The organism is Pseudoalteromonas sp. Angola-30 (assembly GCF_028599215.1).
GTDB lineage: Bacteria > Pseudomonadota > Gammaproteobacteria > Enterobacterales > Alteromonadaceae > Pseudoalteromonas > Pseudoalteromonas atlantica.
This window is the reverse complement of the sequence record NZ_JAQREI010000004.1, coordinates 315,763-333,151: the sequence shown is the minus strand read 5'-3', so window position 1 is coordinate 333,151 and position 17,389 is coordinate 315,763. Positions and strand designations below refer to the sequence as shown.

Annotated in this window: 16 protein-coding genes; 4 read left to right on the top strand and 12 right to left on the bottom strand. The window is 40.6% G+C overall.

Features of this window, described 5'->3' with window-relative positions:
* Positions 1-902 (bottom strand): efflux RND transporter periplasmic adaptor subunit (locus tag PSH54_RS08575; protein WP_443197769.1); only part of this gene is annotated, 902 nt, incomplete at its 3' end.
* Positions 903-1,218: 316 nt separating this feature from the next.
* A complete protein-coding gene (trhO, locus tag PSH54_RS08570) occupies positions 1,219-2,226 on the bottom strand; it encodes an oxygen-dependent tRNA uridine(34) hydroxylase TrhO (protein ID WP_024034100.1) in 1,008 nt (335 codons plus the stop codon).
* Positions 2,227-2,424: 198 nt separating this feature from the next.
* On the opposite strand from trhO, the gene PSH54_RS08565 reads away from it, so the two are divergent.
* The gene (locus tag PSH54_RS08565; protein WP_273605943.1) at positions 2,425-3,750 is read left to right on the top strand and encodes a DEAD/DEAH box helicase; all 1,326 of its coding nucleotides are present in this window, start codon (positions 2,425-2,427) and stop codon (positions 3,748-3,750) included.
* 2 nt (positions 3,751-3,752) lie between these two features.
* Positions 3,753-4,583 carry a CvfB family protein gene (locus PSH54_RS08560; RefSeq protein WP_054982457.1) on the top strand — a complete coding sequence of 277 codons (831 nt, stop codon included), beginning with the start codon at positions 3,753-3,755 and terminating at the stop codon, positions 4,581-4,583.
* 251 nt (positions 4,584-4,834) lie between these two features.
* On the opposite strand, the gene PSH54_RS08555 is transcribed toward PSH54_RS08560, so the two are convergent.
* From PSH54_RS08555 to gyrA, 10 genes are all read right to left on the bottom strand, one after another.
* Complete coding sequence (locus PSH54_RS08555) at positions 4,835-5,209, bottom strand: hypothetical protein (protein ID WP_273605942.1); 375 nt, start codon at positions 5,207-5,209, stop codon at positions 4,835-4,837.
* A 91-nt stretch (positions 5,210-5,300) separates the two neighbouring features.
* The gene (gene pyrF / locus PSH54_RS08550; RefSeq protein ID WP_004587875.1) at positions 5,301-6,005 is read right to left on the bottom strand and encodes an orotidine-5'-phosphate decarboxylase; all 705 of its coding nucleotides are present in this window, start codon (positions 6,003-6,005) and stop codon (positions 5,301-5,303) included.
* A gap of 46 nt (positions 6,006-6,051) precedes the next feature.
* On the bottom strand, positions 6,052-7,188 hold the full coding sequence (gene lapB, locus PSH54_RS08545; protein WP_273605941.1) for a lipopolysaccharide assembly protein LapB: 1,137 nt from the start codon (positions 7,186-7,188) through the stop codon (positions 6,052-6,054).
* Between the two features lie 2 nt (positions 7,189-7,190).
* A complete protein-coding gene (locus PSH54_RS08540; protein ID WP_064385448.1) occupies positions 7,191-7,472 on the bottom strand; it encodes a lipopolysaccharide assembly protein LapA domain-containing protein in 282 nt (93 codons plus the stop codon).
* Between the two features lie 21 nt (positions 7,473-7,493).
* Positions 7,494-7,781 carry an integration host factor subunit beta gene (gene ihfB / locus PSH54_RS08535; RefSeq protein WP_004587872.1) on the bottom strand — a complete coding sequence of 96 codons (288 nt, stop codon included), beginning with the start codon at positions 7,779-7,781 and terminating at the stop codon, positions 7,494-7,496.
* Between the two features lie 65 nt (positions 7,782-7,846).
* Positions 7,847-9,514, bottom strand: a complete 1,668-nt coding sequence (rpsA, locus tag PSH54_RS08530) for a 30S ribosomal protein S1 (RefSeq protein ID WP_004587871.1) — start codon at positions 9,512-9,514, stop codon at positions 7,847-7,849.
* Positions 9,515-9,609: 95 nt separating this feature from the next.
* Complete coding sequence (gene cmk, locus PSH54_RS08525) at positions 9,610-10,320, bottom strand: (d)CMP kinase (RefSeq protein ID WP_004587870.1); 711 nt, start codon at positions 10,318-10,320, stop codon at positions 9,610-9,612.
* A 107-nt stretch (positions 10,321-10,427) separates the two neighbouring features.
* Complete coding sequence (gene aroA / locus PSH54_RS08520) at positions 10,428-11,705, bottom strand: 3-phosphoshikimate 1-carboxyvinyltransferase (RefSeq protein WP_273605940.1); 1,278 nt, start codon at positions 11,703-11,705, stop codon at positions 10,428-10,430.
* Complete coding sequence (serC, locus tag PSH54_RS08515; RefSeq protein ID WP_273605939.1) at positions 11,705-12,787, bottom strand: 3-phosphoserine/phosphohydroxythreonine transaminase; 1,083 nt, start codon at positions 12,785-12,787, stop codon at positions 11,705-11,707. Before serC ends, aroA begins: the two co-directional genes overlap by 1 nt.
* Positions 12,788-12,897: 110 nt before the next feature.
* Positions 12,898-15,597: a DNA topoisomerase (ATP-hydrolyzing) subunit A gene (gyrA, locus tag PSH54_RS08510; RefSeq protein ID WP_054982454.1), complete on the bottom strand. Its 2,700-nt coding sequence runs from the start codon at positions 15,595-15,597 to the stop codon at positions 12,898-12,900.
* A 178-nt stretch (positions 15,598-15,775) separates the two neighbouring features.
* On the opposite strand from gyrA, the gene ubiG reads away from it, so the two are divergent.
* Together ubiG and PSH54_RS08500 are read left to right on the top strand one after the other, a co-directional pair.
* The gene (ubiG, locus tag PSH54_RS08505; protein WP_004587866.1) at positions 15,776-16,486 is read left to right on the top strand and encodes a bifunctional 2-polyprenyl-6-hydroxyphenol methylase/3-demethylubiquinol 3-O-methyltransferase UbiG; all 711 of its coding nucleotides are present in this window, start codon (positions 15,776-15,778) and stop codon (positions 16,484-16,486) included.
* Entirely contained in the window at positions 16,486-17,166 is a 681-nt protein-coding gene (locus PSH54_RS08500) for an HAD family hydrolase (protein ID WP_138685118.1), read from the top strand. The genes ubiG and PSH54_RS08500 overlap by 1 nt, the downstream gene beginning before the upstream one ends.
* Positions 17,167-17,389 lie beyond the last annotated feature (223 nt).

The following is a 17,389-nucleotide window of genomic DNA, read 5'->3' as shown; positions in this document are numbered from 1 at the left end:
CGTAAGCGTTGTACCCCTTCAATTACTAAAGTATCGCCTTTATTTAACGGCCCAGAAACCAATAATCGCCCCGCCAAGCGCTGCTCTATTTTTACATCAACACGTGTGGCTTTTTTATCAATGCTGGTCCATACATACGGGCCTGTTGCCCCCCACAGTAATGCAGCCTCAGGAACTGCAGCAAAATGCTCGCCTAACACTTCAATATGTACTCTAAAGCTCATACCAGGTAAAAATTGTTGTTTTTCATTATTTAGCTTGGCTTTAACACGTAAAGTACGAGTTTGTGGGTCTACGCGTGAATCTAAATAGGCAATATCAGCGTTAATGGCAGTGTCTGATTGCCAAGGAAACACCGTTAAGCTGCTTTTATTACGCAGCATACTGATAGCCGACTCCGGTGCGTTAAAATTTATGTACAGGCTTGTTGTGTCATCTATTGTGGCAATGGGCGTTTGCTCGGTTATTCTATCGCCTACCTCAACATCTGTTAAACCCATAATGCCATTTATCGGCGCAATTACTTTTCTGTCTTCAAGCTCAGTTTGAGCCTGTATGAGGGTGACTTTGGCAAGCTCTACAACAGTTTTAGCATCATCAACATCGCTTTTAGGCACTGCGCCTTTGGCCTGACTTTGTTCTAATCGTTTTAGTATTCGCTGGGTGTCGGCAAGTTTAATTTTAGCCTCATCAAGCGCTGCTTTTTGCCTACGAGAATCAAGTTCGAGTAAAGTATCGCCTTTTTTTACTTTATCACCTGGCTTAAAAAAAACGCCTGTTACTCTATCGCCTACTGCGGGGTACATTACAACCGAATGAATTGCCTCTGTATTTCCTACCGCTTGTACTTGTTGTTTTGCACTTTCTAGGGCAATTTTTTGTACAACAACGTTCGCACTCATTGCAGGTAGGCTGAAAAACAGCAGCGAACTAAGCACACCGATTAAAAAGTTTTGCGATTTCAAAGTAACACCTTAATTAATTATTATTTCCATTACCTTACGAAGTCTAACAGCTGATTGATCAATAGGTAGGATAGAACGATAAATTAGCAAAACTATAAGATGAAATTAAATTGGTAATACCAATTAATTTTTGAAAAAGGCGCTTAAAGACTACGCATTTATACAAATACTGGCAGGATTAAACTAAAAAGTGGCTATATAAATAAAAAAGCCCAGTATAAACTGGGCTATGTAGATAATAGGTAGTTAAAGATTATTTACCGCGCTGGGCTTCTTTTTGTGCTTTTTTAGCTTCTTTACGTTGTTGTAAAACCGCTTGCGCTTCATTACCAATGTGCCCTTCACCACGTGCTTGTGCTAATTCTATTTGCTTTTGACGCTCAGCAAAACGAGCACGTTGCTCATCGGTTACATTATCAATACAGTGATGACACGAAACACCTTCCATGTATTCTGGCTTTTGCTTTTCTTCTTCTGTAATCGGCATACGACACGCATGACATTGATCGTAAGAGCCTTTTTGTAAATCATGATTTACTGCTACACGATTATCAAAAACAAAACACTCGCCTTCCCACATTGTTTCTTCTTTTGGCACTTCTTCTAGGTATTTTAAAATACCGCCTTCAAGGTGGTAAACTTCATCAAACCCTTGCTCTTTCATGTAAGCCGTTGATTTTTCGCAGCGAATACCACCGGTACAAAACATGGCTACTTTTTTGTGTTTTTCTGGGTCTAAATTTTCTTTAGCCCACTGAGGGAACTCTCGGAAAGTTTTGGTATTAGGATCGACTGCATTTTGAAAAGTGCCAATTTCAATTTCGTAATCGTTACGTGTATCAATCAAAATCACTTCAGGGTCTGATATTAATGCATTCCACTCTTTAGGCTTAACATAGCTTCCCACTACTTTTAGTGGGTCAACCCCTTCAACGCCCATAGTAACAATTTCGTTTTTTAGCTTTACTTTAGTGCGGTAAAACGGGCATTCATCATCGTATGATTCTTTAGTCACTATGTCTTTTAGGTTTTCTTGTGTGTCTAACCACGCAAGTAAGTTATCTATTCCTTCGCGTTTAGCCGATACAGTACCGTTAATACCTTCAGCAGCAAGCAATAAAGTACCGCGTACTTCGTTTGCTTCCATCACTTCTAAAAGGGGTTTACGTAGTGCTTCAAAATTTGGCAAACCTACAAATTTGTACATTGCACACACTACAAAGTGCTCGTTTGTTACATCATCTTTATGAACAGCAGTCATTTTACTTCCTATTTTGCTTTGATAGCCTTAAGTGGCGTTTACCGAATCGTAAATCCGGCGCATATGGGGCGCGTATTTTACGCTTTTTATAATTAATTGCAAAAAATAGCGCGTTAGAATGGTTTTTACTGTCGGCATAACCCTTGTGTAAGCTATAATGCGGCCATTAATTTAAGTTGCACATTGGAGAACACGACTTTGCACTTTACTGATCTTGGGATTGATACTCGCCTTGAAACACAATTAGCACATCAAGGGATCACCCAGCCCACAGATATTCAAGCACATGCAGTGCCTACCGCACTTGCAGGGCATGACATTTTTGCTCAGTCTAAAACTGGGTCGGGCAAAACATTAGCGTTTTTATTACCTGCTGTTCAGCGAGTTATGAAACAAAAAGCGCTCAGTAAACGCGATCCACGTGTCCTCATCGTTGCACCAACCCGTGAGCTTGCAACGCAAGTATTTACGCAGTTGCGTTTATTAATTGCGGGCACAAACATTAAAGCTGTAAAAATACTCGGTGGCGAGAACTTTAACGATCAAATTAAAGCCCTTCGTAACGACCCGCACTTTGTTGTGGCAACCCCTGGGCGTTTGGCCGATCACATCACAAAACGCTCATTACAATTAAGTGGGTTAGAGCTATTAATTTTTGATGAAGCCGACCGTATTTTAGACTTAGGTTTTACTGAACAGCTGAAAATGATTAACGAGCAAGCTAATCACCGCTTGCGCCAAACATTGTTGTTTTCAGCGACACTAGATCACGCTCAAGTTGATGCCCTATCGCGTAATTTATTAAAAAAGCCAAAACAAATTACACTGAGCGCCGCTAACGAACAACACAGTGATATTAAACAAACACTCTATTTAGCTGATCACCTTGATCATAAAGAAGCGTTACTTGAGCATTTTTTAAAACAAGATGATGTTGGCCAATGTATTATATTTACAGCTACCCGTGCCGATACCAGCCGTTTAAGTGAAGCATTAAATGCAAAAGGTTTTAAATCAGTGGCTTTAGCTGGCGATTTAACACAGAGCAAACGTCTTGAGATCATGGACTCGTTTAGCCGCGAAAACTTTAAAATTTTGATCACCACTGATGTTGCTTCGCGAGGATTGGACTTATTAAGTGTAACGCACGTAATCAATTTTGATTTACCAAAACACGCTGAAGAGTATGTACACCGTATAGGTCGTACAGGCCGCGCCGGATTTAAAGGTAATGCATTATCGCTAGTAGGCCCTAAAGACTGGGCAAGCTACTTAGCAATTAAGTCGTTTTTGAACGACGAGCTGGTTTTTGCAAGCGTTGAAGGCCTTAAAGCTAAATTTAAAGGTGTAAAAGAGAAAAAGCCTGCAACAGCCTCTGTAAAAACTAAAAAAGTTGCACAGGTGAAAAAGCCGCAAGTTAAACGTAAGGCAAAACCTAAAAAACCAGCTGCACCTATAAAAGCCCCGATAAACATTGATGGCAATTCACCAATGCGCCGTAAAAAAAAGCCTGAGCAGGAATAATTATGAGTTACCTAGGAACAACACAAACCTTATTTGTAAAAGAAGTGAGCAATGAAGGTGCTTACCTTGATGGCCACGATTTAGGGGAAGTGTTTTTACCAAAACACGAAATTAAAGATGAACTTGAAGCTGGCGATAGCATAAGCGTTTTTATCTTTTTAGATAACGCCAATTTACCTACAGCAACAGTAAAAAAACCTCATGCCCAAGTAGGTGAATACGCACTGCTTCGTGTTAAAGAAATAAATAGCATCGGCGCTTTTTTAGATTGGGGACTTGAAAAAGATGTTTTAGCTCCATTTAACGAGCAAAAACCACGTATGCAAGAAGGTCATTCTTATTTAGTTCGCTTATATTTAGATAATGCGAGCCAACGTATTTGTGCATCAAGCAACTTTAATCGCTTTTTATCAAAAGATGAACCTGAGTACACACATCTTCAAGAAGTTGATTTAATTGTTGCTGGAAAAACAGATATTGGCTACAAAGTGCTTATTGAAGAGTCTCACTTTGGTGTTGTGTTTTACAACATGGTATTTAAAAACTTATTTGTAGGGCAAAAGCTTAAAGGGTTTGTTCAAAAAGTACGTGAAGACGGAAAAATCGACGTTATACTTGAAAAGCCAGGCATGGGTAAAGTAAGTGAACTTGGCGATAAAATAATGGAAAAGCTTAAAAACGAGGGCGGCATACTAGCCATTGGTGATAAATCTGATCCTGAGCTTATCAAAAAAGTATTTTCAACCAGTAAAGCTAACTACAAAAAAGCCATTGGTGGTTTATTTAAGCAAGGCTTGATAGACATAGAAGCCAAATCTATCCGCTTAAAATAGTTGTACACTTTTTATAAGCGCTAACATTATGTTGGCGCTTATAGTTAAAACGTTTCTAAATAGTTTAATTAAATGATTGTTCAAAGATGATAAAACGTTTTGATGAATAAAAAAACGTTATTTAGCTATTATCGCTAACGGCACTTATATTGCCCTATTCTCTGCCCTCACCTTCGCGTAAATAAAATTTTTTAAACAAAGCTAACACTAGGTTTACCCCTGAAAAATAATTAGGGAATTACTAACAGGCATTAGCCCATAATACGCTTATACGGCAACGTACATTCTGTATATTGCTTTGAATAATCAAGTATCTCAGCTTTGGTTTCTAAGCTTAGTGGCGCCAATCTAAATACTTTATTTTCACATTCACTTTGTTTGTCGTCGTGATTTGAAATGCAATCTGACGTAGTTACTTTTTGGCGCGTTAAGCGCTCTTCATTTTTATAGCATAAGTGGTGTGCGTAGCCATGCATGGTTTGCTTAAATTCAAATAAATCGACAGGGTAATTTGCGACTAAGTCAGTAATCGTCGCTACTCCATCATAAGCTTTACTAGAAAAAACGTGTTTATTTACTGAAAAACCTGCAACAACAATTAAAATAGATCCAAAAATTAACTTCAAAATAACCCCCTTACTGCATTCTTAGTACTAATGTAGCATAAAAATGTATTCATAAAAGGGGTTTAGCACTAAATAATTGCTTTTTGTTAACTTAAACTAGTGATTTATTAACATCGGCTAAAGTTTGTACCGGATCTGACGATTGTGTAATTGGTCTACCAATCACTAAGTAATCGCTACCCGCTTCAATAGCTTGCTTAGGTGTCATAATGCGTTTTTGGTCGCCCACATCGCTACCAGCAGGGCGAATGCCAGGAGTAACTAGCTTAAACTCGCTACCTAATTGCGCTTTTAGCGCTTTCGCTTCTTGGGCAGAACATACTACGCCATCAAGCCCTGCTTCTTTTGTTAATTTAGCTAAATGAATAACTTGTTCTTGCGCTGATTTTTCAACACCCAAACGCTTTAGTTCAGCTTCGTCCATGCTGGTTAGCACTGTCACTGCAATTAATAAAGGTGCTTTATCACCAAACTTTTCAAGTGCCTGCTTTGCCTTATTCATCATTTCAAAACCACCTGATGCATGAACGTTTACCATCCAAACGCCCATATTAGCCGCTGCGGTGACCGCTTTTGCCACTGTATTAGGGATATCATGGAATTTTAAATCTAAAAATACGTCAAAGCCTAAATCGATTAACTGTTTAACGAATGCAGGGCCAAAATAAGTAAACATTTCTTTGCCTACTTTTAAGCGACACGTATCTGGTGAGAGTTTTTTTACAAAATTAAGAGCCGCGTCTTGTGAATCGTAATCTAGGGCAATAAGAACTTTTTTTGTATCTTCTAAAGACATAACTATCCTAATGAATGGCAGTAAAGTTATAAATAGTTGGGGGTTATTAAAATCCGTCTAGGCCTCTACTTGGCACAATGGTTTCCCAATGTTTACAAGATGGGCAGTTCCAATAAATAGTGTGGCTTGTAAAACCACAGTGTTGGCATTGAAAGTCTGGTTTTGTAGCTATATAAGACGTAACTAGCTTATCAATTTCATCAAGTACTTCTTTGGTATTTGGATTTTTATCACTCATTAGCTGTAGTAAAAAGCTAAAACCTCGAATTGTAGGCTGACGTTTTAAGCTGTCGGTTAAAAACTCAAATGCCTGTTTAGTATTTCCCTGCTCTAACAGTGCTTGGCAATGTTTTATTTTTATTAGCACCCCACCTTTATCGAGCAAGTCACATAATAAATCATGAAACTGATGTGTTAAATTTAACTGCTTATAGCTATGTGCAAGCTGGTCAATAAACAAAGGTGCAAATAACGTAAATTGGCAAACGAGTTCACGCCAATAGTAAATTGCTTTAACGTAGTCTTCACTTGTGTAAGCCGATAACCCTAGTTCGTATAAAGGACGAACCGCTTTGTAATTTAAGCTAATGGCTTTGTTCATTAATTGCGGTTTATTTTCGCTTAGGGCAGCTTCACTGTAAAAATTAGCAATTGCTTTAAAATGCTGCTCTTTAACAAATAACTCACTGTGGGCTTCGAACATATTAATGCCCTTTTCCCACTCTCGAGTTTGCGAGTATAAAGTAATAATTGGGTCAAGTGCTTGTTCATGCCCAGCTTTAACAAGCCACACTAAATGCTCTTCTGCACCGTCTAATAAGCCGGCCATAATATAATCTTCGGCTAATTCTAGACGGCTAGCTGCGGCTTGTTGTTCATTTAAACTTGGGTGTTTTAAAAGGAGTTCATGAATTTTTATTGCGCGGTCAAGCTCACCTCTTCGGCGAAACATGGTAGCAAGGGTTGAGTAGTGGTCAACAGAGTCAGCAGCCACTTCTAATAGGTTTATTAGGTGCTCTAAGCCCTGATCTTCTTCTCTGTCTAGTAAAAACTTTAAGCCTTTACTGTATTCTGAAGTGATTTGGCGATTGAGTTGATGAGCTTGGTTTTTTGCACTATTTTTGCCCATAATCCAGCCATAACCGGCAGCAACAGGCAGTAGTAAAAACAAAAGCTCAATCATGATTAGGTGTCTTTATTAGCAATAAGCTTACTATTATTTTTTTCTGGGCCTAATTGTTTTTTTAAGCGGTAATTTTGCCACTTTAATTTAGAAAACAATTTAAAGCTAATAAAACACCCTATTATTACACCCAGTATAAAGCAGATACTTATAATTACAGCGAGTGGCAAGGTATTACTGGCAATAATATAATTGATTTGTACTAATTGTGGATTTTGAGAACCCAATAAAAATGCGCAAAATAGGCATAGTACAACCAGAATAATTTTTAATACCTTAAACAAGTAACTACTCCAACTGGTTAACTAGGCAATACTCTCGTTTACGCGGTCGCGTAATTCTTTGCCTGGTTTAAAATGAGGTACATGCTTACCATCAAGCTCTACTGTATCGCCAGTCTTAGGATTACGACCTGTGCGAGGAGCGCGGTAATGCAAAGAGAAACTACCAAAACCTCTGATCTCAATACGATCGGAAGTAGATAATGAGCCGGCCATTTGTTCAAGAATTTCTTTTACTGCATTTTCAACATCTTTCACTGGAACGTGTGCGTGCTGTTCGGCAAGTGTTTCTATCAGTTCTGACTTAGTCATAGCGTTTCCTTAAAGAGAATAGTGGAAGGGCAAAACTGCCCTTCCAATTAAAAACTAATTAGTAATTAGTCTTTTTGTGCATTTGCGAAAGCAGCTGCCATTGCGTTTTCAAACACTGGCTCTTCTTTCTTAAGCTTCTCTAGTACTTCTTTCTCTTCTGCTTCGAAAAGAGCTTTAACAGATAAGCTTAAAGTGCGGTTCTTACGATCAACGCCAACGTATTTAGCTTCGATTTCGTCGCCTACAGAAGCAACAGTCGTTGCATCTTCAACGCGCTCTTGAGCGATATCAGCTACACGGATGTAACCTTCAACGCCTTCGATAAGCTCTACAGTTGCGCCTTTCGCATCAACTTCAGTCACTTTACCTTTAACAATAGCACCTTTTTTGTTTGCATCAAGGTAGTTATTGAACGGGTCAGCTTCGATTTGCTTAACACCTAGAGAGATACGTTCACGCTCTGGGTCAACTTGCAATACGATAGCAGTGATTTCGTCGCCTTTCTTGAATTCACGTACAGCTTCTTCGCCAGGCGTGTTCCAAGAAATGTCTGAAAGGTGTACAAGACCATCAATACCACCGTCAAGACCGATAAAGATACCGAAGTCAGTGATTGATTTGATCTTACCAGTAACTTGGTCGCCTTTGTTTTGTAGACGAGCAAATTCCTGCCAAGGATTAGCAATACATTGCTTAAGACCAAGAGAAATACGACGACGTTCTTCGTCGATTTCAAGAACCATAACTTCAACAGTGTCACCTAGTGAAACAACTTTTGAAGGGTGGATGTTCTTGTTAGTCCAATCCATTTCAGAAACGTGAACTAGACCTTCAACGCCTTCTTCGATTTCTACGAAGCAACCGTAATCAGTAAGGTTAGTTACACGACCAGAAAGCTTAGAACCTTCTGGGTAACGACCAGCGATAGCTGCCCATGGATCTTCGCCAAGCTGTTTAAGGCCTAGAGATACACGAGTTTTATCTTTGTCGAATTTAAGAACTTTAACTGCGATTTCGTCGCCAACATTAACGATTTCTGAAGGGTGTTTAACACGCTTCCACGCCATATCAGTGATGTGTAGTAGACCATCAACACCACCAAGGTCAACGAATGCACCGTAGTCAGTAAGGTTCTTAACGATACCTTTAACTTCTTGACCTTCAACAAGGTTAGCAAGAAGCTCTTCACGTTCTTGTGAGTTTTCAGATTCGATAACTGCACGACGTGAAACAACAACGTTGTTACGTTTTTGGTCAAGCTTGATTACTTTAAATTCAAGCTCTTTGCCTTCAAGGTGAGTTGTGTCACGTACTGGACGAACATCAACAAGTGAACCAGGTAGGAAAGCACGGATTGAATCAACTTCAACTGTGAAACCGCCTTTAACTTTACCGTTGATAACACCAGTAACAGTCTCTTGCTCTTCACATGCTTTCTCAAGACGGATCCACGCTTCGTGACGCTTCGCTTTCTCACGAGAAAGGATAGTTTCACCGAAACCGTCTTCGATTGCATCTAGTGCAACATCTACTTCGTCGCCTACAGCAACTTCTAGTTCACCAGCAGCATTTTTGAACTGCTCTGCAGGGATAGCACTTTCTGATTTAAGACCAGCATCTACAAGTACAATGTTATTCTCGATAGAGATTACTGTACCTTTAACAATAGAGCCTTGCTCTGCTTCAAAACCCTTTAAGCTTTCTTCAAATAACTGCGCAAAATTTTCTGACATACGAATATACGTCTCATATATTAATACCAATAAGCAACCATGCTGCATGGGGTTGTTAAAATAGCACTGGCGTCCTGCTGGTGCATAAAATGTGTTTAGCTTCGTTTAGGAAGCTTGCCTTGTGAGATAGCAATATCTACTAAAGTTATAACTTTATCAAACACTTGCTGAGCGTTGAGCTCGCTTGTGTCTATTTCAATTGCATCATCAGCAGGAACAAGCGGCGCAACGGTGCGATTCATATCGCGCTCATCACGAGCTTGAATGTCCTGTAATAGACCACTTAGTGTAACATCAAGGCCGCGCTCATTCAACTCAACATAACGTCTGCGCGCGCGTTCTTGTGCACTAGCGGTTAAATATATTTTTAATGGTGCGTCTTGAAAAACCACGGTGCCCATATCTCGGCCATCAGCAATTAAGCCCCGTTCGGTTTTAAACGCACGCTGGCGTCGAAGTAGCGCTTCACGTACACGGGGTAATGCAGCCACTTTTGAAGCAGCTGCCCCAACCTCTTCATTACGAATTGTCGAGGTTACATCTTCGCCTTCTAAAATAACTTTTCCAGCATTAGTTTGGCTATCAACCAAAAACTGCACATCTAAGTTTGCAGCAAGCGGGACAAGCGCTTCTTCGTTGTCTAATGCTATTTGGTGATGAAGTGCGGCAAGGGATAATACACGGTAAATTGCGCCGCTATCCAATACATCCCACCCCAATTTGTCGGCTAACAAGCGACAAACAGTTCCTTTACCTGAACCACTTGGGCCATCAACGGTGATTACGGGCATTAATAACGCCTGCATTTAAAACCTCCTGCAATGCACACCTAAATAAAACCGCGATATTATACGTCACTTCTGCAAATAGATCCGCTTTAGTGTGTAACTTTTTATAATTATTTATAAAAAGCCTACTCACTCACTGATGCTAAAACCTTGAAAAAGGTTGGAAAAGTTTTATATGTACATTTAGGATCGTTGATTGTAATAGGCTTTCCGCCTACGGCAACCATTGCAAAACACATCGCTATGCGGTGATCGTCATACGTATCTATAGCCACATCATTGAATGCACTCGGTGGTGTAATTTCGATAAAATCTTCACCCTCTACAACCTCGGCACCCACTTTACGAAGCTCAGTTGCCATTGCATATAAACGGTCAGTTTCTTTTACACGCCAGTTATAAATATTGCGTATAGCTGTAGGCCCTTTAGCAAATAAAGCAACCGTAGCAAGTGTCATTGCCGCATCAGGGATAGCGTTAGCGTCAATATCTACACCTTTTAATTCGCCTTTACGAACAACTAAACGCTCGTCATACCATTTTATTTCAGCGCCAACTTCTTCCATCACTTTAGCAAAACAAATATCACCTTGAACTGATTTAGCGCCCACGCCTTTAATTTCAATTTCGCCACCGGCAATAGCCGCTGCCGCAACAAAGTAAGACGCTGATGATGCATCACCCTCCACCATAATACGCTCTAGTGATTGGTATTGTTGGCCGCCTTTAACTTTAAATGTTGTATAGTCGCTGTGCTCAACAGTCACCCCAAAACGCGCCATTACATCTAACGTTATATCAATGTAAGGCTTAGATACCAAAGTACCCTTAATGGTAATTTGCGTATCACCTCTAAATAAAGGGGCAGCCATTAGCAATGCTGTTAAAAATTGGCTAGAAATACTGCCATCAATTTCAACAGTACCGCCTTTAATTTGCCCACCAATTATTTTTAGTGGTGGGTAGTCTTTATGTTTTGTGTAGGTTATATCGCCGCCAAGTGCTTGTAGCGCATCGACTAAGTGCCCTATTGGGCGCTCTTCCATGCGCGGCTCACCTATAAGCTCATACTCCCCAGCTACAGCTGCGAGTACCGCTGTTAAAGGACGATAAGCAGTACCTGCATTGCCTAAAAATAAAGGGTCACTTGGGGTTTTAAATACACCGCCAACCCCTTCTACGGTTGCCACAGTGCGATCATCATTAAGCGTTACGTTAACACCTAGTAGTTTTAATGCACCCAACATATGGCGAATATCATCGCTATCTAGCAGGTTTTCAACAACGGTAGTCCCTTGAGCCAGCGCTGCTAATAATAAAATACGGTTTGATAGGCTTTTAGACCCAGGTAAGGTAACACTGCCATTTACACGAGAAATAGGCTCTAAACGAAGTTGTTCCATTAGCTGTGCTCCTGTGCAAATGCCGCCATAAAGGCAACCAAGGCTTGCACACCTGCAAGTGGCATTGCGTTATAGATACTTGCGCGCATACCGCCTACAATTCGGTGCCCTTCTAGGGCAAGTAAGCCGGCTTCTTTAGATTGCGTTACAAACTTTTCGTTTAAGCTTTCATCGTTTAGCCAAAACGGTACATTCATACGCGAACGACAATGCGTCGCTACTTTATTAGTATAAAAAGGCGATTCATCAATAAAGTCATAAAGCAGCTTAGCTTTAGCAATATTTTGTGCTTCCATTGCCTTAACGCCACCGTTTTGCTCTAGCCATTCAAATACTTCAGCTGCTAAATACCATGCAAAAGTAGGCGGTGTATTAAACATGCTGCCTTGTTTTGCTTCAAGTGCGTAATCTAAAATACCTGGTTTAGCTAAACCTTCACGCTCAAGTAATGTTTTGCGAACAATAACAATAGCTATACCTGATGGACCTATATTTTTTTGTGCACCGGCATAAATTAAATCAAATTTATTTACGTCAATTTCACGCGACAAAATAGTCGATGACATATCAGCAATAATAGGTGCCGTTGGGTGGCTCGGCACATCAAAAATCTCTAAGCCGTCTACTGTTTCATTTGGGCAGTAGTGAATGTAAGAGGCATCTGCAGGTAACTCCCACTGCGCCACTTCTTTTATAGAAAACAGCCCGTTTGCGTCATTTCTAACGTTGATTGAGTGGGTTTGAGTAAATTTATTAGCTTCATCAGTGGCACTTTTAGACCAAACGCCGTTCTCGCAGTAAACCGCCGTTTTACCATTTTGATGTAAATTTAATGGCACAGCGCTAAATTGACCGCGGCCACCACCGTGCATAAATAACACTTCAAATTCATCGCTAATGTTCATTAAACGACGAAGGCTGGCTTCGCATTTTGCTGTAAGCGCTAAAAAATCTTTACTACGATGGCTTATTTCCATCACAGATACGCCTAAGTCTTGCCAGTCTAAAAATTCTTTTTGTGCTTTTTGCATAACAGCTTGTGGAAGCATAGCTGGCCCCGCACAAAAATTATATTTACTCATTACCTTTGCCTCATTCCAGTAATTTAAACTCTTTTGATAAACAAAAAAGGATTATTAATTTTTTTCAACATGATTAAAAAAAGCGGCCTTAGCCGCTTTTTCAATTTCAGTTATTCAGAAGGTGGATTATCATCCGTTGCTTCTTCATTTACTGTATCAACCGTTTCAACGTCTTCAATATCAACTAAGTCACTGTCTGTAACTTCAATCTCTTCGATACGTTGTAAACCAACTACTTGCTCTTCGTCAATAGTTCTGATCAAAATAACACCTTGGGTGTTACGTCCAACCGTCGATACTTCATTAACGCGGGTACGTACTAGCGTACCACGGTTTGAAATAATCATTATTTCGTCGTTGTCGTCAACTTGTACAGCGCCAACTACTGCGCCATTACGCTCACTCACCTTAATAGATACAACACCTTGTGTTGCACGGCTCTTAGATGGGTAATCTTCAAGTTGAGTACGTTTACCGTAACCATTTTCAGTCACCGTTAAAATAGCACCGTCAGACTTAGGCACAATTAACGACACTACGCGTTGGTCGTCGGCCATTTTAATACCACGAACACCGGTAGCAGTACGACCCATAGGGCGAACACCTTTGAAACGAATTTCAGGGTTGCCTTCTTCGTCGAGTACCGGGTTGCCGTTTTCATCAACAACAGCAGACTCTTCCGCTTCTTTAAAGCGTACAACTTTACCTGCATCAGTAAACAACATAATTTCGTTGCTACCGTCGGTAATATCAACCCCAATTAGGCTATCGCCTTCGTTAAGGTTTACCGCAATAATACCGCTTGCACGTTGACGGCTGTATGCCGTTAGTGGTGTTTTCTTCACAGTACCAAATGCAGTTGCCATGAAAATGTATTTATCTTCTTCGTACTCGCGTACAGGTAAGATAGCAGTAATGCGCTCATCATCTTCAAGTGGCAGTAAGTTAACAATTGGCTTACCGCGAGCAGCGCGACTAGCCAGTGGTAACTGGTATACTTTAAGCCAGTACAAACGACCCGCAGTAGAGAAACATAAAATGGTATCGTGGGTATTAGCCACTAAAAGACGCTCAATGAAATCTTCATCTTTCATCTTCGTTGCTGACTTACCTTTACCACCACGGCGCTGCGCTTCGTAATCAGACAATGCCTGATACTTAACGTAACCTTCGTGCGATAGGGTCACAACAACATCTTCTTCGTTAATTAAATCTTCAAGGCTAATATCGTGCGCTGCCGCGTTAATTTCTGTACGACGCTCATCACCATATTGCTCTTTAATTTCTACTAACTCATCACGAATAACTTCCATTAAACGCTCAGGGCTAGCTAAAATGTGTAGTAGCTCAGCAATTAAATCTAACAGCGATTGGTACTCTGCTAAGATTTTTTCATGCTCAAGACCGGTTAGTTTGTGTAAACGTAAATCAAGAATTGCTTGTGCTTGCTGCTCAGAAATATAGTACTGACCATCGCGAATACCCAGCTCACTTGCCAGCCAATCTGGGCGTGCTACGTTGTCTTCGCCTGCTTTTTCAAGCATAGCTTGTACGTTGCCTAAATCCCATGGGCGAGCTGTTAAGGCTACTTTAGCCTCTGCTGGGGTTGGCGATTTACGAATTAGCTCAATAATTGGGTCGATGTTGGCAAGCGCAATTGCTAAACCTTCAAGGGTATGAGCACGGTCGCGCGCTTTACGTAAATCAAATACGGTACGGCGTGTAACCACTTCACGGCGGTGAATAACAAACTCTTCAAGCATTTCTTTTAAGTTGAAACACTTAGGTTGGTTGTTAATTAATGCAACCATATTCATACCAAACACAGTTTGTAACTGAGTTTGTGAATATAAGTTGTTGAGGATAACTTCACCTACATCACCACGTTTGATCTCAATAACGATACGCATACCGTCTTTATCTGATTCATCACGTAGTGCACTAATGCCTTCAATTTTTTTATCTTTAACAAGCTCAGCAATTTTTTCAATTAAGCGTGCTTTGTTAACCTGATAAGGAATTTCGTGCACGATAATGGTTTCGCGGCCTGTTTTTTCATCGGTTTCGATGTCGGCGCGTGCACGCATGTACACTTTACCACGGCCGGTTAAATAAGCATCTTCAATGCCTTTTTTACCATTAATAATGGCAGCCGTTGGGAAATCAGGACCCGGAATGTAATCCATTAATTCATGAATCGTTAAATCAGGGTTTTGAATAAGCGCTAAACAACCATTAACCACTTCAGTTAAGTTATGAGGTGGAATGTTTGTTGCCATACCTACCGCAATACCCGATGAACCGTTAACAAGTAAGTTAGGCACTTTGGTTGGTAAAACGTCAGGAATTTGTTCGGTACCGTCGTAGTTAGGAACGAAATCAACCGTTTCTTTTTCAAGATCGGCTAATAACTCATGCGACATTTTTGCCATACGTACTTCTGTATAACGCATTGCCGCTGCTGAATCACCATCAACCGAACCGAAGTTACCTTGGCCATCTACAAGCATATAACGTAGTGAGAATGGCTGTGCCATACGCACGATGGTGTCATAAACTGCACTGTCGCCGTGTGGGTGGTATTTACCGATTACGTCACCGACCACACGGGCCGATTTTTTGTAAGGCTTATTCCAGTCATTACTAAGCTCGTTCATTGCAAACAAAACGCGGCGGTGAACAGGTTTTAAACCATCACGTACGTCTGGTAATGCACGTCCTACAATTACGCTCATTGCGTAATCAAGGTAGGAGTTTTTTAACTCGTCTTCAATATTGACTGGCAGAATTTCATTGGCGAGATCAGTCATTTGATATCACATTCCTTCAGTATCAGCTCTTAGCAACCCGGTATTAGGCGCCAAGAGTATTTGTTATTATTTCTAAGCGACCATGCTATCACAATTAATTTAAATTTACAGGCGCAAAACTTTGCGATTTATCAATTTAGCCCTATATAATGGCCTCAGATTGACGAGGAAGTATTTTATGACCGAACATCAAAATGTAGATAACGCAGAAATAGCAAAATTTGAAGCCATTGCAGAGCGATGGTGGGACCAAGACGGAGAGTTTAAACCTCTTCACGAAATTAACCCATTACGATTAGACTTTGTGGCTAACAAAACCCAAGGCTTATTTGATAAAGAAACACTCGATGTAGGCTGTGGTGGCGGCATTCTTAGCGAAAGCATGGCACGCATGGGCGCACACGTAACCGGTATAGACATGGGGCAAGAACCACTCACCGTAGCAAAGCTTCATAGCCTAGAAACCGGTGTAAATGTTGACTATATAAAAGTACCTGCAGAAGAATTTGCAACTCAGCACCCTGCTCGCTTTGATGTAATAACCTGTATGGAAATGCTAGAGCATGTACCTGACCCTGCTTCTATTATTCATGCAGTCGCAGAGCTTGCCAAGCCAGGGGCTGATGTGTTTTTCTCAACCCTAAATAAAACGCCTAAAGCTTACTTGTTTGCTATTGTAGGTGCTGAAAAGCTGTTAAAAATGGTGCCTGAGGGCACACACGATCACAACAAATTTATCAAACCTGCACAACTTATTGCATGGGCTGAACAAGCCGGTTTAAAAGTACGTGCCAGTGCTGGCCTGGGCTACAACCCGCTTTCTAAGCAGTATTCATTAAATACAGATGTGAGTGTTAATTACATTCTTCACTTTGAGAAGTTAGCATAATGGCTAGCTCTCATACCCCCTTAACTCCTTTTGAGTATGACGCTTTCTTATTTGATTTAGATGGCACCTTGCTTGATACAGCAGACGATTTAGGTGCTGCTTTAAATGCCGTACTTAAAAGTGAAGGTGTTGCGCAAGTTACGCCTGAGGCTTATAGAAAAGTAGCGTCTAATGGCGCCGGCGCACTACTTGAACTTGGCTTTAAAGCGCAATGGGCATCGCAACCACAAACTGAACGTATAAAACAGTTAGTCAGCCACTACAGCCAAAACCTAGCGACACACACCCGCTGCTTTGAAGGCATAGAATCATTACTCATAGCCCTTGATAACCAAGGTATAAAATGGGGAATAATGACTAATAAGCCCGGGTTTTTAACCGATCCATTAGTGGCTGCTATACCCGCTTTAAAAAATGCACACGTTGTGATCAGTGGCGATACGCTCACCGAGGCTAAACCATCGCCTTTACCCTTACTACACTGTACAAAACTGATGAACGTAGATCCTAAACGTTGCTTATACATAGGTGATGCTCAACGTGATATAGAAGCAGGTAAAGCCGCAGGTATGCACACAGCAACAGCGCTTTGGGGCTATATACCAAGTATTGATGAGGCCAAGGGCTGGGAAGCCGATTTTAACTGGCACAGCCCCATTGATGCTTTTAACCATATATAGTGCCATGTAAATTTTTAAACACTATATATTGTGATTGTGTTAGTTTTCATGCAAAGCTTGATGATAAAAAAAGCAGTCGAAATTTATTTTCAAAATGCGTAAATTTAGCAGATCATTAGTTGATTTTTAGCTATTTCAACTTAAATGATTGTTCGAAGGTGAGTGACTACTAACACAAATACGTTATCCCAAAGTTATCCACAAATAGGGGCAATTATGTCCC

Excerpts from the sequence above, each read along its gene's own strand:
- trhO (WP_024034100.1), bottom strand. The coding sequence starts at position 2,226 with ATGACTGCTGTTCATAAAGATGATGTAACAAACGAGCACTTTGTAGTG.
- PSH54_RS08560 (WP_054982457.1), top strand. The coding sequence starts at position 3,753 with ATGAGTTACCTAGGAACAACACAAACCTTATTTGTAAAAGAAGTGAGC.
- pyrF (WP_004587875.1), bottom strand. The coding sequence starts at position 6,005 with ATGTCTTTAGAAGATACAAAAAAAGTTCTTATTGCCCTAGATTACGAT.
- lapB (WP_273605941.1), bottom strand. The coding sequence starts at position 7,188 with ATGATTGAGCTTTTGTTTTTACTACTGCCTGTTGCTGCCGGTTATGGC.
- ihfB (WP_004587872.1), bottom strand. The coding sequence starts at position 7,781 with ATGACTAAGTCAGAACTGATAGAAACACTTGCCGAACAGCACGCACAC.
- rpsA (WP_004587871.1), bottom strand. The coding sequence starts at position 9,514 with ATGTCAGAAAATTTTGCGCAGTTATTTGAAGAAAGCTTAAAGGGTTTT.
- cmk (WP_004587870.1), bottom strand. The coding sequence starts at position 10,320 with ATGCAGGCGTTATTAATGCCCGTAATCACCGTTGATGGCCCAAGTGGT.
- aroA (WP_273605940.1), bottom strand. The coding sequence starts at position 11,705 with ATGGAACAACTTCGTTTAGAGCCTATTTCTCGTGTAAATGGCAGTGTT.
- serC (WP_273605939.1), bottom strand. The coding sequence starts at position 12,787 with ATGAGTAAATATAATTTTTGTGCGGGGCCAGCTATGCTTCCACAAGCT.
- gyrA (WP_054982454.1), bottom strand. The coding sequence starts at position 15,597 with ATGACTGATCTCGCCAATGAAATTCTGCCAGTCAATATTGAAGACGAG.
- ubiG (WP_004587866.1), top strand. The coding sequence starts at position 15,776 with ATGACCGAACATCAAAATGTAGATAACGCAGAAATAGCAAAATTTGAA.
- PSH54_RS08500 (WP_138685118.1), top strand. The coding sequence starts at position 16,486 with ATGGCTAGCTCTCATACCCCCTTAACTCCTTTTGAGTATGACGCTTTC.